Source organism: Haemophilus parainfluenzae (assembly GCF_003252725.1).
Lineage (GTDB): Bacteria > Pseudomonadota > Gammaproteobacteria > Enterobacterales > Pasteurellaceae > Haemophilus_D > Haemophilus_D parainfluenzae_L.
In genome coordinates, this window is sequence record NZ_QEPO01000008.1 from 31,731 (window position 1) to 54,584 (window position 22,854).

Consider the following 22,854-nt stretch of genomic DNA (forward strand, 5'->3'; position numbering starts at 1 on the left):
TAAGTAAAATTACTTATTGATCACTTTGCGACCACGATAGTAACCATCAGCAGTTACGTGGTGGCGTAAGTGGGTTTCACCGCTTGCTTTATCCACTGATACTGCTGCAGTAGTTAATGCATCGTGTGAACGACGCATATCACGACGTGAACGAGATTTTTTGTTTTGTTGAACAGCCATTGGCTATACTCCTAAATTTAATTTACTTTTGCTTTAAATTAGCTAATACAGCGAACGGGTTCGGTTTTTTTGCCAATTCTTCAGGCAATTCGCCAAAAACCTGTTCGTGCGCGGACACTTCACAGTGTTCAGATGAATGCATTGGGACAAGCGGTAGAGCTAAAATAAGTTCGTCTTCCACTGCACCAAGTAAATCTATTTCACCAAACTCATTAAATTCGATTGGCTCATAAATTTCCGGCAAGTCATCAGCCTGATCCCAATTAGCCACTGGACTATAAGTAAAGTTACATTCCAATGTTTGTTTGAATGGTTCGCCACAACGTTGACACTCTAATTCAACATCAACTTGTACTTGTCCTTTCATCACCACTAATTTTTGTGGATCAATATAAAACGATAATGTTACCTGTGCATCGCTGAGCACTTTCCCCGTAGATTCAGCTAAACGCACTAACTGACTAGCGGTATAATAACCATCATAATCAATTCTTTGTTGAGCGTCTTTAACCGGATCAACGGTTAGGGGTAGTTTTACCTTTTGCATAGGGTGCGAATATTACCTGTTGTCAATAAAATAGTCAAAGGAAATTCGCACTAATTATGAGAAAAGTTCAATCTCTATCTAAACTCTCTCAAGATTTACACCTTTGCAAAGTGCGGTCATTTTTTCCTGTGTTTTACTCGGCATGCTCACTCAAGAAGCCGCCACTTTGGTGTTTCCAAAGGCGAGCATAAAGGCCATTTTGTTCGAGCAACTCTGCATGAGTCCCTTGCTCAACAATTTGTCCTTTATCTAACACGATTAAACGATCCATTGCCGCAATAGTGGATAAACGGTGAGCAATCGCAATAACCGTTTTATTTTCCATCATCTTGTCGAGACTTTCTTGGATCGCGACTTCTACTTCTGAATCTAGCGCACTGGTCGCTTCATCCAACAGTAAAATTGGCGCATCTTTTAACATGACACGCGCAATGGCAATACGTTGGCGTTGACCACCCGACAGTTTCACCCCTCGTTCACCAACATGGGCATCATAGCCTTTTCTACCCTGTGCATCGCTGAGATAAGGAATGAAATCTGCCGCCTCCGCACGTTTAGCTGCATTGATCATTTCTTCATCTGTCGCAGTTGGACGACCATAAATAATGTTATCACGAACAGAACGGTGTAAAAGCGAGGTATCTTGTGTCACTAAACCAATCTGACTACGAAGGCTTTCTTGGCTTACATCTAAAATATTTTGACCATCAATAGTAATTGAGCCTTCTTGGGCCTCGTAGAAACGTAAAAGTAAATTCACAATGGTTGATTTGCCCGCACCAGAACGACCAATTAAGCCCACTTTTTCACCTGGTTTAATAGTGAGATTAAAATGGTTAAGTAACGGTTTATTCGGATCATAGGCAAACGAAATATCGTTAAATTTGATTTCGCCTTGTTTCACTTCTAATGGAACACAATTTGGCTTATCAACAATGGTATGCGGTTTGGTTAGTGTTGCCATACCATCATTCACCGTCCCGATATTTTCAAATAAACGTGCCGATTCCCACATAATCCAGCGGGAAAGCCCGTTCACACGTAATGCCATCGCGGTTGCAGTCGCCACTGCTCCCACGCCTACTTGGCCGTTTTGCCATAACACCACACCTAAAATCGCAGTACTTAACGTTAAGAAGATATTGGTTGCGTAAGTTAAAGTATCTAATGAGCTCGCCAAACGCATCTGTGCATGCACGGTGACCATAAATTCTTCCATGGAACGTTTTGCATAATTCGCTTCTCTCGCATCATGTGAAAATAGTTTTACCGTTGCAATATTTGAGTAAGCATCCGTAATACGCCCTGTCATGAGAGATCGCGCATCAGCTTGTCGTTGTGCGGTTTTGGCTAAACGTGGAATAAGCAAACGTAAAATAGTCACAAATGCCACAATCCATAAGAAAAACGGCACTAAAAACCAGGTATCTAAAGCTGCCAGCACCAAACCAGAAGTAATAAAATACACGGCAACATACACCAACATATCCGCAATGGTCATGACAGTATCACGCACTGCAAGGGCGGTTTGCATTACTTTCGCCGATACCCGACCCGCAAATTCATCTTGATAAAAACTTAAGCTTTGTCCTAGCATCAAACGATGGAAATTCCAACGCAAACGCATTGGGAACACCCCTTGTAACGTTTGTAAGCGTACATTCACGCCCACAAAGGACCATACAATACTGAAAATGAGCAAGGCTGCCATACCTGCGAGCAAATGCCCTTTTTCTTGCCAAAGCGTGGTTGGCGTATAAGCCCCCAACCAATCCACCAACAATCCCATAAATTGGAAAAGTAAGGCTTCCATTACACCAGTACCGACCGTCAATACCGCGAGTAAAAAGATCCAGCCTTTCATGCCATCAATGCTTGACCAAATAAAACGGAACAAGCCTTTTTCAGGCGTCGTTGGATTGCTTTCCGGATAAGGATTTAAACGGTTTTCAAACCATGAAAATATTTTATTAAACATAACAATACCTTAAAAAATTAAAGGCGACAGAGCCACCTAAAGTGCGGTCATTATAGCGTAATTTTTGAACGATGGGCTAGGTTTTGCGAAATTGGCTCGGTGAAAGCCCATAAATTGCTTTAAATGCCTTACTAAAATGTGCTTCTGATTGATACCCTACTTCAAGGGCAATCGCTAAAATGGTCTTTTGCGTATTTTTCAATAAAACAGCCGCCATTTCTAACCGCACTTGTGTGAGAAATTTTCCTGGGGGCATCCCAAGTTGTTGTTGAAAGATACGCATAAAGGTCGCACGAGACATGGAAGCCAACTCTGCTAATTGCTCAATATTCCAATCTAATTGAGGTGAGAACAGGAGCTTTTCAAGGACTTGATTCAGTCTTTTATCCTGCAACGCGGCTAATAAGCCTTGATTGAGCAAACCTATTTGCTGTGCATGACGCAAAATATAAATAAACAACACATTTGATAATGCATCAATCACAGATTTTGTGCCTTGCTCCGGTTTCTCGGCTTCTTGCAAAAAAAGTGAAACCAAGGGCTGCACAGGCGTATTTTGTAGCGAAAGATGCAAATAGTCTGGCAATGAATCAATTAATAATGACGGTTTTTGATAATAAAATGTTCCACAAAACATCTTCAGATCGGGCGTACCTGCCCCTATTTGATGAACATTAAAAAGTGCATTTGATTGCTCTCTCTGGTAGCTATTCTCTCTTTTTTGTTGAGAACTGCCCAAAAAGTGCGGTCGATTTTGAGGGAGAAAAAAGAGATCGCCTTTTTTCAAATGAAACTGTTTTCCCGCAAAGGTTACCCAGCACTCACCTTGCTCGATTAAATGAAATAAACCTTGATATTCCACCGCATCTGACTGATGTTCAACTTGCCAATCCCCTTGAAACAAGCAGCGAATATTAATTTCCCCGCGCACTTGCGCCAGTTGTGTTAATTTATCTAAATAATCCATTGTGAGATTTTCCGTCTAAAAGTTAAGACAATTTGACAAGTATCATACGCTAATCTGCTTATAATTCCTCTCGAAATTTGTACTAAATTTAAGGAGAAAAACAATGTTTGCAGATTGGAAAAATGATGTAGCACACGTTAAAAAATCATTCGGTGCATTAGGTAAAAAATACCCTAAAATGTTACAAGCTTACGGCGCATTAGGTGCGGCGGCGGCAGAAGGTAACGTATTAGATGCCAAAACCCGTGAATTAATTGCATTAGCAGTTGCAGTCACAACACGTTGTGAAAGCTGCATTGGCGTACATGCTGATGAAGCAGTGAAAGCAGGTGCAACTGAAGAAGAAGTGGCAGCAGCATTAGCGATGTCTATCGCATTAAATGCAGGTGCAGCTTACACTTACTCTCTTCGTGCATTAGAAGCTTACAACGCACAAAAAGGCGAATAATTCGCAAGGAACTTTATGATTCTTTTAGCCCTCATTTGAGGGCTTTTTTATCTCTAAAATTGACCGCACTTTAAAATAAATTCAACGCTCTCATCTGAGCCACCACTTGCTCTACCTGAATTTCAGCCATTAAATTTTTGCTTTTTAATTTGGTCGCCCAAGGCAATTCGCTTGAAGGTTTTCCTTGTTCTTTTTGCACATTTTCTTCATATACTGACACCACATTATCCAGATTATGATAAGGTGCGGTACGCAATGGGTTGTGGTAAGCATATAATCCAATCACTGGCGTACCTTGAGTGGTCGCAATATGAGCCGGACCAGAATCGGGCGAAATCACTAAATTTGCTTGATGAATTAATACAGCAAGTTGTTTTAAACTGGTTTTTCCAGAAGCATCAACCGGTTGAAAATCACAAAGTGCGGTAATTTTTTTTACCATTTCTAATTCGCGTTTTGCTGGTGAGCTGCAAAAAATTACATTCACATTATGTTGATGAGCAATATTTGCCACTTCCGCATAACGCTCCACCAACCAATCTTTCTCGGCTTTACTGGAGCAAGGAGAAATAATCAGATTTTTACGTGTAGGATCAATAAACTGTTTGGCGTATTCGCGATCTGCATCAGAGATCGCTAATTGCCAAGAAAGCATTTCTGCCGGTGGCACGCCTAGATAATCCGCAAAAGCCATGAAACCATCTAGCACATGAGGCGTTTCAGGATCTTGAACTCGACGGTTTACAAACAACCACTGCCCTTCTCGAGAACGTTTTTTGCCAAATCCAATTTTATATTTCGCTTGAATACCAAGAGAGATAATCGAAGCACGAAATGCCGTCTGCATATTTAAAAGTGCATCAAATTGATTGTTTTTCAAAAACATCCATAAATTCCACACGCCTTTCCAACCGCTCTTTTTATCGTAAGGAACAAGTTCCACGCCTTCAATACCAGAAAGCAAGCCCATTTCGGTTTTCCCCACAATCCACGTTAATTTGGTTTGCGGCCAATGACGTTGAATATGCTGCACTACAGCAAGTGCATGACAAACATCGCCCACCGCAGACAAACGCAGAATACAGAGTGATTTAGGGGGAGAGGTAAAAAGTGGAGAATGGGACATTTGAGTTCCTCGCGCATTTAATTTCCGTCTATTTTAAAGTAGAATGAGGGCATTTTCTATTATTTGGTTCAACTAAAATGCTTGAATTCCAACAAGATAATCAATTCTTTCTTTTTAATCTCACAGAAAAACCAACAGAGCCCGCTTCATTTTTTGAATCGGCTTTTTGGGAAAAACAACAACGTATTACCGGTTCAGCTAAAGGACGCGGCACAACCTACTTCCTCAATACAAAAGATCTTTTTGGTGTAAACTCTGCCCTTCGTCATTATTATCGCGGTGGTTTATGGGGAAAATTCAACAAAGATCGCTATCGTTTTCAATCATTTAGTGAAACTCGTAGTGTGGCAGAATTTCAGCTGTTAAATCAACTCCATCAAGCTGGTGTAGCTGTACCTAAACCGATTGCTGCACGTGTTAAAAAAGGCAAATTAGGAATTTGCTACCAAGCGGATATCTTGATTGAAAAGATCGAAAATGCCCAAGATCTGACCGCTCTTTTACAAACCCAACAATTGCCGAATGATGTCTGGCAAGCCATCGGTAAATTAATTCGTCAGTTGCATGATTTGCAAATTTGTCATACAGATCTCAACGCTCATAATATTCTCGTTCAACAACTCGGAAATGAACAAAAATGTTGGCTCATTGATTTCGATAAGTGCGGTCAAAAATCAGGAGATTCTTGGAAACAAGGCAACTTGGAAAGATTACACCGCTCTTTTGTCAAAGAAGTCGGCAGAATGAATATTCAATTCAATGAAGAAAATTGGGATGAATTGTTGAAAGGTTACAATCACTAAAACCAGCAAAAAACGAACCGCACTTTTGTGCGGTTTGTTGCATTTTAAGCTTCATGCTCTTCTAATTCTTCATACTTAGGTTCAGTACTTAAAAGAATCTCTTGAATATTCTCTGCCATTTTTTGATCGCATTCACGAGCAATATCAACCATAGCTGGATTTTTAAATATGCCTTTGTCAGGATCATAAACTTGCGACATTAAGGCCACTTCATGGCGATCTGCGTCAAAATAATATTGACTGACTGCTTTTGCCATTTTAGGGGCCATGCCTAAATTGATAAGTGCTCGTTTACCTGCTCGGACTGCTGAATCAAAGGTTTCACGAATCACATCATCAGCTCCCGCTTGATATAGTGCGAAGGTATCAAAACGATCGAATGCTCGTGCGATAATTTTTATGCGAGGATTAATTTCTCGAGCAAAATGGACGATTTGATTTGCTTGCGCCGGATTATTGATCGCTACAACAAGTAAATCAGCCTTTTCCAATCCTGCTGCAATTAAAAATTCTGGACGAGAAGCATCACCAAAATAGGATTTTATTCCGTAATCATTAAAGCCTTTAATCATGGAAGGATCTAAATCTACGATGGTGGTATCGTAACCACTTAATCGCAGTAAATCATTCACTATCTGTCCGAAACGCCCCATCCCCAGAATTAAGATTGGATGCTGTTCATCAATTTCATCCGGGTGAATATCATCTGCCTTCGGTTTAGGCATCAGTTTTTCATAAAGAATTAATATAATCGGTGTAAACACCATCGAAAGCACAACAATCGCGGTCATATTCGCATTTATGGTTTGATCTATCACGCCTTCTGCTGTAGCAGCAGCAAATAAAACAAATGCAAACTCCCCACCTTGAGCCATTAAAAATGCTCGTTCCAATGCGGTTTTATGTGAGCTTTTTGCTACGCGAGCAACCAAGTAAACACAGAGACCTTTTGTGAGCATGAGAGAAATCACGCCCAATAAAATCAATGACCAGTTTTCAATAACCACATCGAGATTTAATGACATTCCCACACCAAGGAAGAAAAGACCAAGTAACAAGCCGCGGAAAGGCTCGATATCGGCTTCAAGCTGGTGACGGAAAGAGGACTCGGATAGCATGACTCCCGCCACAAAAGCGCCCATTGCCATCGAAAGCCCGGCTTCTTCCATTAATAACCCCGAACCTAACACAACAAAGAGTGCAGCCGCAGTCATCACTTCACGTGCTTTAGAGTTAGCGAGAATTTTGAAGACTGGATTCAGAATAAAACGCCCAATGAAAACCAACGCACCTAATGCCACTATCGCAATAAGTGCAGACTGCCACCAAACGATTTGTGATTCACCTTCAAAAGGTGATAAGAATGTAATCACCGCTAATAAAGGTACAATCAGCAAGTCTTCAAATAATAGAATTGAAACTATTTTTTGACCTGGTTTTGTTGAAAGTGCTTTTCGTTCCCCAAGCACCTGCATCACAATTGCTGTTGACGTTAAAACAAAACCCGATGAACAAACAAAAGCGACTTCCCAAGATAAGCCAAATTGAGTCGCAACAACGGTCATCAGTACCGCAGAAATGACGACTTGCAAGCTACCTAATCCAAAAATCTGACGACGTAAACTCCAAAGATGAGAAGGCTTCATTTCAAGCCCAATCACGAATAAAAACATCACGACGCCAAATTCAGCAAGATGAATAATCGCGTGTGGATCATGAATAATATGCAATCCAAAAGGCCCAATAACTAATCCAGCCGCTAAATAACCTAGTACAGAACCTAATCCGATGCGTTTAAATAACGGCACGGCAACAACTGCAGCCCCCAATAGCGCCACAACCCGGATGAGATCACCCGCTCCTTCCGCAGCCATAGTTAACTCCTCAAATATTTTAAATATAAAAAAAGATCGCACGGTGCGATCTCAATAAGTGGTCCCCCCTACCGGACTTGAACCAGTGACCAAGCGATTATGAGTCGCCTGCTCTAACCGACTGAGCTAAGGGGGGAAAGTGCGGTTGATTATAGAGAAATAATCATTTGAAGTCTATATACAAAAGGATGGTCGTTGGAAAATTGACCATCCTTTTTTAGATTCATTATTGCAATACCGAAATATCCGCCACTTGTAAGAACAAGCCTTGTAACGTATTTAAAATCGCTAAGCGGTTTTGGCGTAATGCTGGATCTTCCGCATTTACCATTACGTTATCAAAGAAGCTGTCTACCGGTGCGCGTAAGTTCGCTAATTTATCTAACACCGAAGTGTAATCTCCTTGTGCGATAAGCGGTTGTACTTCAGTGCGTAGTGCAAGTACCGCTTCAGCAAGAGCTTTTTCTGCTGGCTCTACGCAAGCGGTTAAATTGATCTCGCCAATTGCAGCATCCGCTTTGGCTAAAATATTGCTTACACGTTTGTTTGCTGCCGCTAATGCTTCCGCTGAATCTAAAGTACGGAAGTGTGATACCGCACGCACACGCGCATCAAAGTCAGCTGGACGAGTTGGACGACGCGCCAATACCGCTTGAATCACATCCACCGCAATACCTTCATCTTGATACCATGCACGGAAACGACCGAGCATGAAGTCCACCACATCGGCAACCACATTTTGATTTGTGAGTTTATCACCGAAAAGTGCGGCTGATTTTTTCACTAAATCTTCTAAATCAAGTGGTAAGTTTTTCTCAACGATAATACGTAATGCGCCTAATGCCGCACGACGCAATGCAAATGGGTCTGCGCTACCTTTTGGTGCTTGGCCGATGCCGAAGATACCTGTTAGAGTGTCAAATTTATCCGCTAAAGCGACCGCACTTGCAACGAGTGATTTTGGTAATTCATCTCCCGCAAAGCGTGGCATATATTGTTCGTTTAATGCCACAGCTACTTCTTCATCTTCACCATCATGACGAGCATAATGCATGCCCATTACGCCTTGCGTATCGGTGAATTCAAATACCATGTTGGTCATCAAGTCACATTTTGACAATAATCCCGCACGTTTTGCTTTCGCTTCATCTGCCCCGATTTGTTTTGCAATTTCGCCTGCAAGTTGTTCAATACGGTCTGTTTTGTCTTTCAATGTACCGAGTTGTTGTTGGAACAACACAGTTTCTAAACGTGGTAAACGATCAACCAGTTTTTGTTTTAAGTCGGTTTTGAAGAAGAATTCCGCATCGGTTAAACGTGGGCGAACCACTTTTTCATTCCCTTCGATAATCGCGGTTGGATCTTCCGGGTTGATATTCGATACGAAAATAAAGTGCGGTAATAATTTGCCGTCTTTGTCATAAATCGGGAAATATTTTTGGTCGCCTTTCATAGTGTAGACCAAGGCTTCCGCAGGCACCGCTAAGAAGCGTTCTTCAAATTTTGCCGCTAATACATTTGGATATTCCACCAACGAAGTCACTTCTTCAAGCAAGCTTTCTTCAATGTCAGCCACGCCGCCAAGTGCGGTCGCTTTTGCTTGAGATTTTGCCAAAATTTCTGCTTTACGTTCGTTGAAATCGGCTACTACAGAACCTTTTTCACGTAATAATTGTGGATATTGGTCTGCATGTTGAATTTCAAATTCTTTCTCGCCTAAGAAACGGTGACCGCGAATAGTGCGCGCACTTGCTACACCTAAAATTTCGCCTTCGATTAACTCATCACCTAACAACATCGTCACTGTGTGAACCGGGCGGATAAATTGCACGGTTTTATCTGCCCAACGCATTGGTTTTGGAATTGGCAATTTCGCCAACGCATTAGCCACAATGCCGTTCAGCAAGTTTTTGGTCGGTTGACCTTCAATTTTTGCACGATGAACGAGCCATTCGCCTTTATCGGTTGCAATGCGTTCTGCTTGATCAACGGTAATACCACAACCGCGCGCCCAACCTTCAGCAGCTTTTGTTGGGTTACCTTCTGCATCAAAAGCTGCAGACACTGCTGGCCCGCGTTTTTCGATTTCTTTGCTTGGCTGTTGTGTGGCTAAGTTCAATACTTTCACCGCCAAACGACGCGGCGCCGCAAACCATTCGATTTTATCGAATGATAAACCCGATTGGTTTAATTCCGCTTCAACGTTATCTGCAAAAGAGGTCGCTAATGTTTTGAGAGCTTTTGGTGGCAGCTCTTCTGTGCCGATTTCTACTAGGAAGTTTTGGGTTGTCATTTTGTTTTCTCTGGTAAGGTGCACCTTGACACCATTTTATTTTAATTTAATCTTTTTCAATAATAGCTTCACATTTCACTGGAAAATTAAGTGAATTTGCAATAAAACACGCGTGATGCGCATTTTCATGTAATGCCAATGCCTTAACAGCATCCGACTCACTTGAAATTCTTACACGAGGTTTTAATGTTGCTGAAATAAAACGTCCTGCTTGTTCAGAACTGCCTTCATCCATAATTGCTATTGCTTCATCACGGTATTCTTGCACAATAATGTTATTAACGGCACAAAAATGTAAATACCATAATTTATGACAGGCAGAAATGGAGGCTAATAACATATCTTCTGGGTTCCAACGTGTTTTATCACCACGAAAAGCAGGATCAGCAGAACCTAAAATATTAGGTTTATTCAATGCCGAAGCAATAAAATCTCGCTCATACGCAGTATAAGAGGATGTGCCTCGCCCTAAATTCCCCACCCACTCTACGGTAGTTTGATAAGTATGTTGCTTCATTATATTTTCTTCGTTGTCACTTCTGCCAAATCTCCCCTACCCCCTCTTTGCTAAAGAGGGGATTGGATCTTTGCAGAATTAAATACCTATATTCTACTTTAACGTTTTTTTGAAAGCAGGTAATTTAATCTTTATTGAAATTAAAATGTAAATGAGTCAGTTACTATCAATTTACTCAAGAAATCCCCCTCTTTAGTAAAGAGGGGGTAGGGGAGATTTGGCAGAAGCTAATCCAACCTCATACTCAATCAGCCCTTACATTCTCTAAAAATAAATAAATTTGCTCGACTACCGCATCAATTTCACGCATGACTTCATCATTGTTAAATCGCATCACCGTAAAACCAAGTGAATTTAATTCTGCATCTCGCAATGCGTCTTTTTCCTGATAATCAGGTTCATAATGCTGACTACCATCTAATTCGATAATCAGCTTTGCTTTCACACAATAAAAATCAACGATATAACTTAAAAGTGTCTTTTGTCGATTAAATCGAAATCCTAATAATTGATCTCGATTGATGCGTTGCCATAATTTTCTTTCCGCATCCGTTTGATCCACTCGCAATTTCTGCGAATTCTCTTTTAAGTATTTTTCATAGGGTTGCATGAAAGTTACTTCTTGCCGTTCTCAATACCTTCACTCAACACCTGCTGAAAACGCTCATAATCACAAAAGCCATTTTCATCTTTTTCACAGCCTTTGAGGGTTAATGCTGTTTGATTTGGTGGCGACACTAAACTTAATGGCGTGATATTAATCAGCTGTTCAGTGGTTTGATAAACATAATCCAACTTAAATTTGAGTTTGCCACTGGGTTTGTGCTTCCACACTTCAAATAGCAACTTGCCGCCGATAGGGATATTTTCCAATGAATCATTCAATTCATAAGGCTCAACACCTAGTGCTGCCAGCAGCGCAACGATATTAGAATCGTGTCCAACCAATAAATTAATTTTATTTTTGCTATTCAGCTGTTGCTGAATAAATGCTAACAACGGATATGAGGCATTTTGTGCCAATGCTTCGTTATTTTTAAATAACGTGCGGTAATATTCGTTTTTAATTTCATTAATTGCACGCCATTTTTCTTGGCTATCCACGCGGCCGTTTGCGATTTCTGAATCAGGCTTGCCCACATAATGGGCGAGCAATAATGCGCTGACAATTTTCTTCCCTGTGCTAATAGCGCCGGTAATTTTAACCGATTTGCCGTCTTTAATACTGTACTCACCGACTTTTCCACCTAAATCACACTCGCCTTTTTGCAAGCAGTTTGGTGAGTTTTTGTAATCGATAATTTCACTCAATAGCGCATAATTTGGCGCTAATTTTTGCTGTAAAGCGGTTAAATCAACATTATTTTTTGCAGATTCAATCAAGGCTTGACTTGGATTATGCGCCTGCGTATTAAAAATTGGATCTTTTTCTGAACCAATTTTACCGTGATGTTGCAGTTGAACATTACAGCCCGCAAATGCACCAGAAACAATCGCTTGCCCTGTTGCAATGGTGCGTTGCACACCATTTGCATAAGCAAAAATGCCTTCGCCCGATGCACAACGTTCTGTTGTTAGTAACCCTTTATCTGCAAGCCATTGACCTAAATACTGTCCGAAATAGGTTTCTAGCACCGTCCCTTTTGCAGTGAGATAGCCAGATGGTACATTCCATTTTGCCCATTCATAAGGGGAATATTTCGCCATTTCTTGCGGATCTTTTTCCACTGGCGAGCGTAATCCATGACGGCTGAAAATTAAGACTTTCTCAAGCTCATAATCTGCATTCTGTGTACTTTTGCGATTCTCTGTCGCAAATACACTACTTGCAAGCGTCAAACCAAGTAAAAGTGCGGTGAGTTTTAGGGCTGTTTTTTTCATATTCGAGACTTAACCTAACTTTCTATTATGCCTTTAAGACCTAATCATTTAATGCTGAAATTGAGCTATAAAAATTCAAGGCATATTTGGCGCCATAAACTAACACCATAAATACCGCCACAATATTGACTACCGCAAAAAAGATTAGCTGTTTACTGTTGCTTTCGAGCCAGAGCATTCTAAATAATGCGAGTGTACCAATATTTTCATCAAGTTCGCTCTCTCCGCTTAGTGTTCTTAAGGTTTTCAGCATCTTGCGTACAAAAGCGACAGTATTTATTGCCATGACGCTGAGTGCAATAAATCCTGAAGCCAAACTTAAAAACAGCACTAGCACATTACTCCACGCCCAATGTGCCCAATTCAGCTCAGAATACATAAATAACGCGAGTGATAAAAACAACACAGCGGGTGTTAAATTTCGCAAAAACATTAAATAGTCATCGCCAATTCTAAATAAAAATTGCAAAAAACTGACTTTCTTCATTACTTTAAAAAATCTCTTTTAATTTGGATTCATCTAAAATAACACGATCATCATCTAACAATAATGCCGGAAAGCCCGCATAACCTTGCGCTTTAGCATCATCAAATGCGGCGTGACGATCACGCAAGCGCAACCATTGTTTCAAATTTGGAATGGAAGATAATACTTCCACGGCCTCATAATCCACACCCAAGCGTTTTAACTCTGCCACAAATGGCGCTGTATCTGGGCAATCTGCCGCATAATAAAGAATAGGTTTCATTATTCACCTTCTTGTTCTGCTGCCGCAGTTGGGTTCAGTTTTGGTTCACCAATTTTGCTTAAGCGGTTACGATCACGATGTTCAAACGGTGCATCGTAATTTGGAATAATCAGGATGGTGGTTTGATCATATGACCAAGTGCCATCATCATGGAATTTTACCGTCATTTCAAAACTTTCCGTGGTAAATGAACGCTCTAAGAACGGATTCGAAATGATGCCGTTTGTGAGTGAACCACGTACCGCTTTTACGGTGAATTCTTTCGCATCAGCCGGTGCATTACCAACCGCAATAAACGTTTGGCCGCGTGGAATGCTGCCCGTTAATAAAATATTGCCTGTTTCAGGTTCCCATAACCAGTAACCAACTTGATCATGGAAGGTTTCTACCTCGCCCGGTTGTACAATATGAGCGTGATAACGTAATCCATAATAGAGTTGCGGGCCATTATTTTGACCATCTGTCGGATGGGCTTCGTAATGTTCGATATAAGGATCTTTTTCTGGCCCTTCGGCTTTCGGGTTGATATCCACACCACGCTTCCCTTCCCAAACACCCGCTAATCTAGCCAACGGGCCTAAATTCGCGAGCGTATTAGGATCAGTTTCTGCTTCAGTATAAATATCATCTGGGTATTGAAAATCTTTCATGATTATCTCCTTATATCGTTGTGTTAATGCTTAAAGTGCGGTCGTTTTTCGCCTTATTTTTTACAGCCTGGGAAACCTAAGGCTTCACGGCTCGCATAGTACGCTTCTGCCACGCCTTTGGTTAATGCACGAATGCGTAAAATATAGCGTTGACGCTCTGTGACCGAAATCGCTTTACGTGCATCTAATAAGTTAAAGCTGTGTGCTGCTTTTAAGATGCGCTCGTAAGCTGGTAATGGTAACGGACGTTCTAATTCTAATAAGCTTTTCGCTTCTTTTTCGTATTGATCAAAGCAGTAGAATAAGAAATCGGTATCCGCATATTCAAAGTTGTAAGTCGATTGCTCCACTTCGTTTTGATGGAATACATCGCCGTAAGTGGTTTTGCCAAGTGGACCATCAGACCAAACTAAGTCATACACCGAATCCACACCTTGAATGTACATGGCCAAACGCTCTAAACCGTAGGTCACTTCACCTGTTACGGGTTTACATTCTAAGCCGCCCACTTGTTGGAAATAGGTAAATTGGGTCACTTCCATACCGTTTAACCACACTTCCCAGCCTAAACCCCAAGCACCTAAGGTCGGGTTTTCCCAGTTATCTTCCACAAAACGAATGTCGTTTTGTGTTGGATCAAAACCGAGCATTTCAAGTGAACCTAAATAGAGTTCTTGAATGTTATCTGGGGACGGTTTAATCACCACTTGGAATTGATAGTAATGTTGTAAACGGTTTGGGTTTTCGCCATAACGACCATCGGTCGGACGACGTGAAGGTTGCACATAAGCAAATGCCATTGGCTCTGGGCCTAATGCGCGTAATGCAGTCATTGGGTGAGAAGTACCTGCGCCTACTTCCATATCAAAGGGTTGCACAACGGTACAGCCTTGATTTGCCCAATATTCTTGCAAGGCTAAAATCATGCCTTGGAATGTTTTTACGTTGAATTTTGTACTCATAATTTTTTTAATAACAATGTGATGAAAAATACAGGCATTATACTTGAAACTATAAGGCGGATAAAGGCGAAAAAGTGCGGTCAGAAAAATCCTTAAATTTTTTATTTCTCTTAAATTTCATTCATTTTGATGATGAGTTATTTTCATCATGAGAGATTTGCTTGCCAGGCCTCAAATGTGTAAACTGCTGGCGCTTTTATACAGACTTTTATCCTAGGGATTTTAAAATGAAAAAAAATGTGATTACTTCAGCGATTTTATTAGCGATTCCAGCATTAGCTGCGGCTGAAGACGTGGCAAAATTAGATGTGATTAACGTCTATTCTGCATCAGCCACGCCAACTAGCCTTCATCAAACCGCCTCATCTGTTACTGTTTTAACTGAAAAAGATTTTGCACAACGTGGTGCGACTTATGTCAGTGACGTATTGAAAACGGTACCGAGTTTAGCCGTGAGTACTTCAGGCGGTCGTGGCACATTAACTAATGTATTCTTACGTGGTGCGGATGCAAACCACACTGCAGTGATTATTGATGGCGTGAAAGTGAACCCAGTTTCTGGTTATGGCTTTGATTTCGGTGGCTTAGCATTAAGCAATATTGACCGCATCGAAGTATTGCGCGGCGAGCAATCAGCTCTTTGGGGAAGTGATGCGATGGGTGGTGTGATTTATATCACCACGAAGAAAGGCTTAGAAAAAGGCAAAACCTTCAACGTTGATTACGATTTCGGCACTGGCTCTAATCGTACAGTAGATGGTTCATTAACCCTTTCAGGCTCAAATAACGGCTTCTATTATGCTTTACACGGTGACAGCCACCATACCAAAGGCATTTCAGCACTCAGCAAAAACCGATTTAACTATACCGCGCAAGATGGCACAGCGGTAAGTACCGGTGGCTCAAACGAACGCGATAAATTCCATCGTGATAATGCCTCTCTTCGTTTTGGCTATGACGATAATCAAAAAGGTTTTGATTTCTTAACCTCTCACAGCAGCCAAACGGCTAACTTTGATAACAGCGCAACAGATGAAAAAGGCCACTACACTCGCACACGTGATACCTTATTCAAATTAAGTGGCTTCTTAGGTAATGACGATCAATTGCTTAAACATAAGGTTGGTGTAAGCCATCTCAAAACTGACAGCGATACCGTTGGCTATACATCAGCTTATGATGCGAAAAAACTCAATGCAAACTATCAATTAGATGTCAATTTCGATCGTGAAGGCACTCTCACACAAGGTTTAAGCTTCTTAACTGACTATCAAAAAACAGATTTCAACTCGTCTTATTTCAACAATGCTGGCAATAAAAAGCTTATTGAGAAAAGCTTAGCGGCAGAATATCGCTTATTACACGATGCAGATCATAGCTTAAATATCAGTGGCCGTTACACTGACAGCTCTGAATATGAAAACTCATGGACTGGCCGCATCGCGGGCGCTTATCGTTTACATAATAACGTGAAAGCACACGCAAGTTTTGGTTCAGCGATTCAAAACCCAACGATCACTGAATATTACGGCTACAACGCGCGCTATATCGGCAACCCGAATTTACAACCTGAGAAAAGTTTAGGTGGCGATGTTGGTTTATTATTTGAAACCAATGATGGTCGTCATAGCTTTGATGTGACTTATTTCGCTCGCAACGTGAAAAATGCGATTAGCAGCGAAGTAATCAACTTTACCACTTATGCAAGCCGTGCCGTAAACCTTGAAGGTAAGAGCAAAGTGAAAGGTGTTGAAGTGGCTTACAACGGTAAAATCACCGATGTATTAACTGCTTATGCGAACTACACCTACACGCAAACCCGAGATAGCAAAGGGGCTGAATTAGCACGTCGTCCAAAACATTTAGCAAATGCGGGCTTAGCATACCAAATCACTGAAAAATTGGGTGCGGATATAAATGTATCTTACACAGGCAAACGCATGGATACCTACTACTCACCAACTTACAGCACACATAAAGTGAAATTGCCATCTTACACCTTGGCAAACTTAGGCGTGAACTATAAAGTAGCGGATAGCTTGACGATTTATGCGAACCTTAACAACGTATTCAATAAAAAATATGAAAACGTACTGGGCTATGGCCAAGAAGGACGCAATGTTTACGTTGGGTTAAAAGGCTCGTTCTAATTATTACCCGCTAATAAGGGCGTGCTTAGCACGCCTTTTTACATTATTGATGGCGTAGCGTATCATTATCTCTATATGCAAAAAACTCGCTTAATTTTAACCGCACTTTTCCTTCCGTTTACCGCTCAGGCTTCGGAACAATTTGTCTCGCTTACGCTTTGCAGCGACAGACTGCTTATCGAATTGGCTGAGCCTTCTCAAATTGCTGCACAGTCGCCTTATTCAAAAAATCCGTTGATGATGTTGGATAAAATCAATACCGATAAACCTGTGCTGGAACCGCAATTAACCGAGTTATTGCCCTATTTGGATAAAACCATTCTGATTAATGAAACCTTTTATCCCCAATTAGTCGCAGAGCTGAAAAAGCTTGGTGTGAAAATCATCCCAATTAACGACAGCCCACAAACGCCAGATGAATTATTTGCGCTGATTCTAGAATTAGGCAAACAACTGGGTAATGAGCAAAAGGCGGCTGATTTAGTAACAAAACTAAAATCGCAAAACGTTCACTTAAATCGACCGCTTACTGACACGCTGATTTTATCGGAAACTGGTGTGGTAGAGAGTTATTATCCGCAATATCCTGTGCTGTTAAATTTACTCGGATTAACACCGTTAAAAACACCACTTACCGCACAAAATTTCTCGTTAGAAAAAGTGATTTTAAGCCAACCGAATATGCTCATTTCACTGACTGACAAACAAGGTTACAATGCACAAGCTGAATTACTGCACCACCCTATGTTGCAAGATTTCTTCAAAAACCAACCGCTTGTCAGCATCCCGATGAAATATACCTATTGTTTCGATCATGGCGTATGGCAAGGGGCAGAGAAGATTTATCAACAGTTAAAATAATGTAGCTGACAAATCTCCTCTAACCCCTCTTTGCTAAAGAGGGGAATTTCATTATTAAATTAACCCTAGATGACATATTTATATGTCTTTATGTATAAATGATTAGAATAAAACATCAGAATTATAAATCTTGACACTATAATCCCACCCTCTCTACTAAAGAGAGAAATTACATGATTAGATTAGCCCAAGATAATGTATTTACAGCTTTTATGTATAAATGATTAAAATAAAATATCAGAATTATAAATCCCGACACTATAATCCCCCTCTTTAGCAAAGAGGGGCTAGGGGAGATTTGACAAACTCAAATTAACAAATGATATTTGGATTACATAGGAAATTGATCATTGACCAAAACACTAAAATTAAATACCGCACTTTTCTTCGCATTGCTGCTGATTAGCGGGTTTGCGATTTATCATCAGCTAGGCGATTTTGCCCATCTCAAAAATGCGGATGGTGTGCTCACTGATATGCGCTCGATGGTGCTGTGGGATATTCGTTTTCCACGCATTGGTTTAGCTTTATTGACTGGCGCTAGCCTAGCCATAGCGGGCAATGCGATGCAAGGTATTTTCCAAAATCCATTAGCGAGTCCAGGCTTACTTGGTAGTAGTTCTGGAGCCACAGCGGCTAGTGTATTTATCCTTTACTATTTTGCCGTACCATTTTCACTGCTCTTAGCTGGGGGAGTAATTGGCGCGCTTTTAAGTTTTTTAATCGTGTATTTGATCGCCAAAAACTACGGCACCACAATGATGATTCTAAGTGGCTTAGCGGTCAATATGTTGCTTGGTTCAGCAATCGCATTATTACTCTCCAACGCGGAAAGTCCATGGGCATTAGCTGAACTTTATCGTTGGCTACAAGGCTCATTGATGTGGGCAAAATTAGATACTTTGCTTATTTCACTCCCGATTGTTCTGGCAGGGGTTTTCTGCTTATACCACACTCGCCGATACTTAGATTTACTCACATTTGGTGAAGAAACAGCGAGCACCATGGGGATTGATCCAAAACGTAGCTTTTTTATCAGTACTTTCGGTGTGGCTTTATTAGTGGGGGCAACCATTCCACAAACTGGCACCATTGGTTTTATCGGCTTAATCGCACCACACTTCGCCCGTATTTTATTAAAAGCTCGCCCATCACAGCTTTATCTCACCAGTTCATTAATTGGAGCATTATTGCTATTAATGGCCGATTTAGCGATTTTATATATCCCACTGTTTTCACATATTTACATCGGCACATTGACCGCACTTATCGGTGCCCCTTGCTTGATTTGGATGTTATTAACGCAACAGAGAAAAATCTATGATTAAAATTGAAAAACTCACCCAATCCTATTGCTTAAATGACATCAACTGCACGCTTCCATCAGGTAAATTGATTGGCATTATGGGCGCCAATGGTGCGGGAAAATCTACCTTATTGAAAACCATTGCGGGTATCTTGCCCCTCAAACTGGGGGAGATTTGGTTCGATGAGCAGCCATTAAGCAAAATGAATGCAACTGAAAAAAGCCAACACATTGCTTACCTTGCACAAAATACGCAAATTCATTGGGATTTATCTGTTTATGATGTGATAGCCTTAGGCTTAGCTACGCCCTTACCAAAAGAAAAAGAGCGGTCAAAAATTCAAGCGTTTTCAGAAAAATTTGCGGTAACGCATTTACTCAATAAGCCATTTCAACAACTTTCAGGTGGTGAGAAAGCGCGTGTACAACTTGCTCGTTGCTGTATTAAAGAATCCCCTATCTTATTGGTCGATGAGCCGATTGCGCCACTCGACCCTTATTATCAAATTGATATGATGGAACAGCTTAAATCACTCACACCACAACATACGTGTGTCGTCGCCATTCATCACCTTTCATTGGCTTATCAATTTTGCGATGAAATTGTTCTATTAGAACAAGGCAAATTGTTAGCTGTCGGTGAAACGAAAGCTGTATTAAATTCGGAAAATTTGGCGAAAGCCTTTCATATTCGGGCTGAAATTGATCCTCTGGAAAAGACTATCTCAAAAATTGAAAAGCAATAAAATAAAAGCACTTAGCGATTCACTAAGTGCTTTTTTATAGAAATGAATTACGGTTGGATTTCTGAATCTACGAAGAAATAAGCAATTTCTCGTTTTGCGCTTTCAACGCTATCAGAACCATGAACAGAATTTTCACGCTGGCTTAACGCGAAGTCTTTACGGATAGTGCCTTCTGCCGCCTCAGCCGGATTCGTTGCACCAATCAAAGTACGATAATCTTTCACGGCATTTTCTTTTTCCAATACAGAAACCACTATCGGGCCAGAGAGCATATACTCCACCAACGGGTCAAAAAATAGTTTACCTTGATGTTCTGCATAGAAACCTTCCGCTTGTTCTTTGGTTAATTGCACCATTTTAAGGGCAACGACACGGAATCCCTGTGATTCAAAACGTCCTAAAATAGCACCAATTAAATGACGCTTTACTGCATCAGGTTTGATAATCGAAAAAGTACGTTCTACCATAAAATCCTACTTAACTTGCTTTCGTTACTAATAAATTTGCTAAAGTTTTCACACCAATTCCGGTTGCGCCAACCGCCCATAAATCACTGCCAGATTTACGATAAGTGGCCGAACAATCAATATGCAACCAACGTTGTTGATAGTTTTTCACAAAATACGATAAAAATGCCGTTGCAGTACTTGCGCCCGCCACAACTGGCGCTGTACCTGTATTTGCAATATCCGCAAAAGAAGACGTGATTTGGCTACGATGGAACGCTTCAAAAGGCAAACGCCAGAATGGTTCATTTTCTTCTTTCGCGGCTTGGAATAAGCTATTTACTAACGCATCATCCATAGAAAGTACACTGTGGTAATCATTACCCACCGCCACTTTCGCCGCACCCGTTAAAGTTGCACAATCGACAATAAATTGTGGGTTTTGATTATCGGCTTCAATTAAACCGTCTGCTAATACTAAACGCCCTTCCGCATCAGTATTTAAAATCTCAGCAGTTACACCATTTTTATAGGTGATGATATCACCCAATTTGAATGCATTACCGCTCACCAAGTTTTCTGCACAGCATAGATAAAGTTTTACACGTTGATTTAAACCGTGCGCAATCGCAAATCCTAACGCACCCGTTAATAACGCTGCACCGCCCATATCGGTACGCATAGTACTCATACCATCACTTGGTTTGATGCTATAACCACCACTGTCAAAAGTAATACCTTTACCCACTAAACAGGCTAATACAGGCGCATTTGGATCATTAGTCGGGTTAAAATCTAATTGCAGCATGGCTGGTGGATTAATAGACCCACGCCCCACAGTAAAGATCCCGTGATAACCTTGCTCTTTTAACGCTTCACCCGAAATGATTTGAAAACTGACCGCACTTTTATCGGCATAACTTTCGGCTTGTTTAGAAATAAACTCAGCCGCGCGTTCAGCTAATTTAACCGGCGTAAGGGTTTGTGCCGGCTCATTAATAATGCCACGAACAAAATCACCACATTCAATACGAGCTAATAATTCATCTTGTGGCTCATCCTCTAAATGAGGAAACTCAATCGAATAGTCTTGCTTCGCCGAGTAAAAACCTTGATAAAATGCCCAGCAATTTTCTAATTCCCATGCATCCCCCACAAGCTCAACGTCTTTAATACCTTGTCCACGTAATTTACGTGCCGCTTTTTGCACTAAAACAAGGTTCGATTTTTCATCATCTTTAAGATGAATAACGGCTTGATCTTGATTAAAACTTAAAATGGCATTTTTGCCCCAACTCTCCGAAGCCGGAGCCGTTGATAATGTAATTTGCATGTAGTTCTTCTCCTTTATTTATCTATTATTCTCTAGGTACCATTTTACCGTCTGACGAAGCCCTTGTTCAAAGGTTATTTGCGGTTGCCAACCTAATTCTGCATGAATTTTAGAACAATCCAATGAATATCGTACATCGTGACCTGGTCGGTCTTTTACAAAAGTAATTAAATCTTCGTAATACTTAATGTGATTAGGCTTATTTGGCACCAGTTCTTCGAGTAACTCACAAATCATTTTAACTACTTCAAGGTTTGTTCTTTCACAATTTCCGCCAATATTATAGCTTTCCCCGACTCGACCTTTTGTTAAAACTAAATATAAGGCTTGAACATGATCTTCCACAAATAACCAATCACGAATTTGCTGCCCATCACCATAAATTGGCAAGGGCTTCCCCATCAGCGAATTTGAAATCATTAAAGGAATGAGCTTTTCAGCATGCTGATAAGCCCCATAGTTATTGGAACTGTTTGTGATAATCACTGGCAAACCATAAGTACGATGCCAAGCGTGCACCAAATGATCACTCGCCGCTTTTGAGGCTGAATAAGGACTGCTCGGATGATAAGCGGAATGCTCGGTGAAGGCTGGTTCAGAAAAGGATAAATCCCCATACACTTCATCTGTAGAAATATGGTGGAATCGAAAGGCAGATTTTTTATCCTCATCTAAGGTATACCAATAGTTCTTAGCAACCTCTAACAATGTATAAGTACCAACAATATTGGTTTGAATAAAATCAGCCGCTCCTGTAATAGAACGATCAACATGACTTTCTGCCGCCAAATGCATCACCGCATCCGGCTGATATTTCTCGAAAACGCTTTCTATCTCTTTAAGATCACAGATATCAACTTTTTCAAAAGCATACCGAGTACTATTTTCTATATCTTTTAAGGATGATTGATTTGTAGCATAGGTCAGCTTATCAACATTGATAACAGAATCATGAGTATGATTAATGATATATCGAATGAGGGCGGAACCGATGAAGCCGGAACCACCGGTGATGAGGATATTCATATGATTATTAA

At 40.8% G+C, this 22,854-nt stretch carries 23 protein-coding genes and 1 tRNA gene; 6 read left to right on the top strand and 18 right to left on the bottom strand.

Going from position 1 to position 22,854, the window contains the following annotated elements:
• Positions 1-9 precede the first annotated feature (9 nt).
• The 4 genes from rpmF to DPV85_RS08660 all read right to left on the bottom strand — a co-directional run bounded on the left by rpmF (position 10) and on the right by DPV85_RS08660 (position 3,672).
• Entirely contained in the window at positions 10-180 is a 171-nt protein-coding gene (gene rpmF, locus DPV85_RS08645; RefSeq protein WP_005544470.1) for a 50S ribosomal protein L32, read from the bottom strand.
• Between the two features lie 22 nt (positions 181-202).
• Positions 203-727: a 23S rRNA accumulation protein YceD gene (gene yceD, locus DPV85_RS08650; protein WP_111327739.1), complete on the bottom strand. Its 525-nt coding sequence runs from the start codon at positions 725-727 to the stop codon at positions 203-205.
• Between the two features lie 133 nt (positions 728-860).
• A complete protein-coding gene (locus DPV85_RS08655; protein WP_111327740.1) occupies positions 861-2,705 on the bottom strand; it encodes an ABC transporter ATP-binding protein in 1,845 nt (614 codons plus the stop codon).
• Between the two features lie 76 nt (positions 2,706-2,781).
• Complete coding sequence (locus tag DPV85_RS08660) at positions 2,782-3,672, bottom strand: cupin domain-containing protein (protein ID WP_111327741.1); 891 nt, start codon at positions 3,670-3,672, stop codon at positions 2,782-2,784.
• 103 nt (positions 3,673-3,775) lie between these two features.
• Here DPV85_RS08660 and DPV85_RS08665 point away from each other — a divergent pair, with 103 nt between their 5' ends.
• Entirely contained in the window at positions 3,776-4,120 is a 345-nt protein-coding gene (locus DPV85_RS08665; protein ID WP_005698020.1) for a carboxymuconolactone decarboxylase family protein, read from the top strand.
• Between the two features lie 70 nt (positions 4,121-4,190).
• Here DPV85_RS08665 and DPV85_RS08670 read toward each other — a convergent pair whose 3' ends face one another.
• Positions 4,191-5,246, bottom strand: a complete 1,056-nt coding sequence (locus DPV85_RS08670; RefSeq protein ID WP_111327742.1) for a glycosyltransferase family 9 protein — start codon at positions 5,244-5,246, stop codon at positions 4,191-4,193.
• Positions 5,247-5,323: 77 nt separating this feature from the next.
• Here DPV85_RS08670 and DPV85_RS08675 point away from each other — a divergent pair, with 77 nt between their 5' ends.
• Complete coding sequence (locus tag DPV85_RS08675; protein ID WP_111327743.1) at positions 5,324-6,049, top strand: 3-deoxy-D-manno-octulosonic acid kinase; 726 nt, start codon at positions 5,324-5,326, stop codon at positions 6,047-6,049.
• Positions 6,050-6,093: 44 nt separating this feature from the next.
• Here DPV85_RS08675 and DPV85_RS08680 read toward each other — a convergent pair whose 3' ends face one another.
• The 10 genes from DPV85_RS08680 to glyQ form a co-directional block, all read right to left on the bottom strand.
• Entirely contained in the window at positions 6,094-7,923 is a 1,830-nt protein-coding gene (locus tag DPV85_RS08680; RefSeq protein WP_111327744.1) for a monovalent cation:proton antiporter-2 (CPA2) family protein, read from the bottom strand.
• Between the two features lie 59 nt (positions 7,924-7,982).
• Positions 7,983-8,059, bottom strand: a tRNA-Ile gene (locus tag DPV85_RS08685).
• Positions 8,060-8,149: 90 nt separating this feature from the next.
• Positions 8,150-10,216, bottom strand: a complete 2,067-nt coding sequence (glyS, locus tag DPV85_RS08690; RefSeq protein ID WP_111327745.1) for a glycine--tRNA ligase subunit beta — start codon at positions 10,214-10,216, stop codon at positions 8,150-8,152.
• 46 nt (positions 10,217-10,262) lie between these two features.
• Positions 10,263-10,733, bottom strand: coding sequence for an OsmC family protein (locus DPV85_RS08695; RefSeq protein WP_102703944.1), 471 nt, complete (start codon positions 10,731-10,733; stop codon positions 10,263-10,265).
• A 244-nt stretch (positions 10,734-10,977) separates the two neighbouring features.
• Entirely contained in the window at positions 10,978-11,343 is a 366-nt protein-coding gene (locus DPV85_RS08700) for an endonuclease domain-containing protein (RefSeq protein ID WP_111327746.1), read from the bottom strand.
• Positions 11,344-11,348: 5 nt separating this feature from the next.
• Entirely contained in the window at positions 11,349-12,614 is a 1,266-nt protein-coding gene (locus tag DPV85_RS08705; RefSeq protein ID WP_111327747.1) for a histidine-type phosphatase, read from the bottom strand.
• Positions 12,615-12,654: 40 nt separating this feature from the next.
• Entirely contained in the window at positions 12,655-13,101 is a 447-nt protein-coding gene (locus DPV85_RS08710) for a hypothetical protein (protein ID WP_111327748.1), read from the bottom strand.
• A 4-nt stretch (positions 13,102-13,105) separates the two neighbouring features.
• A complete protein-coding gene (locus DPV85_RS08715) occupies positions 13,106-13,363 on the bottom strand; it encodes a hypothetical protein (RefSeq protein ID WP_049380690.1) in 258 nt (85 codons plus the stop codon).
• Positions 13,363-14,013: an FABP family protein gene (locus tag DPV85_RS08720; protein ID WP_111327749.1), complete on the bottom strand. Its 651-nt coding sequence runs from the start codon at positions 14,011-14,013 to the stop codon at positions 13,363-13,365. Before DPV85_RS08720 ends, DPV85_RS08715 begins: the two co-directional genes overlap by 1 nt.
• 53 nt (positions 14,014-14,066) lie before the next feature.
• Entirely contained in the window at positions 14,067-14,975 is a 909-nt protein-coding gene (gene glyQ, locus DPV85_RS08725; protein ID WP_005695296.1) for a glycine--tRNA ligase subunit alpha, read from the bottom strand.
• Between the two features lie 227 nt (positions 14,976-15,202).
• On the opposite strand from glyQ, the gene DPV85_RS08730 reads away from it, so the two are divergent.
• The 4 genes from DPV85_RS08730 to DPV85_RS08745 all read left to right on the top strand — a co-directional run bounded on the left by DPV85_RS08730 (position 15,203) and on the right by DPV85_RS08745 (position 20,038).
• Complete coding sequence (locus DPV85_RS08730; RefSeq protein ID WP_111327750.1) at positions 15,203-17,125, top strand: TonB-dependent receptor plug domain-containing protein; 1,923 nt, start codon at positions 15,203-15,205, stop codon at positions 17,123-17,125.
• Between the two features lie 75 nt (positions 17,126-17,200).
• A complete protein-coding gene (locus DPV85_RS08735; protein ID WP_111327751.1) occupies positions 17,201-17,986 on the top strand; it encodes a substrate-binding domain-containing protein in 786 nt (261 codons plus the stop codon).
• 350 nt (positions 17,987-18,336) lie between these two features.
• The gene (locus DPV85_RS08740; RefSeq protein WP_111327752.1) at positions 18,337-19,314 is read left to right on the top strand and encodes a FecCD family ABC transporter permease; all 978 of its coding nucleotides are present in this window, start codon (positions 18,337-18,339) and stop codon (positions 19,312-19,314) included.
• Entirely contained in the window at positions 19,307-20,038 is a 732-nt protein-coding gene (locus tag DPV85_RS08745) for an ABC transporter ATP-binding protein (RefSeq protein ID WP_111327753.1), read from the top strand. Before DPV85_RS08740 ends, DPV85_RS08745 begins: the two co-directional genes overlap by 8 nt.
• Positions 20,039-20,085: 47 nt before the next feature.
• Here the strand turns inward: DPV85_RS08745 and ndk are convergent, their stop codons facing one another.
• The 3 genes from ndk to rfbB are packed head-to-tail and all read right to left on the bottom strand — an operon-like array spanning position 20,086 to position 22,843.
• Entirely contained in the window at positions 20,086-20,505 is a 420-nt protein-coding gene (gene ndk, locus DPV85_RS08750; protein ID WP_111327754.1) for a nucleoside-diphosphate kinase, read from the bottom strand.
• 10 nt (positions 20,506-20,515) lie between these two features.
• Positions 20,516-21,817, bottom strand: a complete 1,302-nt coding sequence (pepB, locus tag DPV85_RS08755; RefSeq protein WP_111327755.1) for an aminopeptidase PepB — start codon at positions 21,815-21,817, stop codon at positions 20,516-20,518.
• 18 nt (positions 21,818-21,835) lie between these two features.
• Positions 21,836-22,843, bottom strand: a complete 1,008-nt coding sequence (gene rfbB / locus DPV85_RS08760) for a dTDP-glucose 4,6-dehydratase (RefSeq protein ID WP_111327756.1) — start codon at positions 22,841-22,843, stop codon at positions 21,836-21,838.
• Positions 22,844-22,854 lie beyond the last annotated feature (11 nt).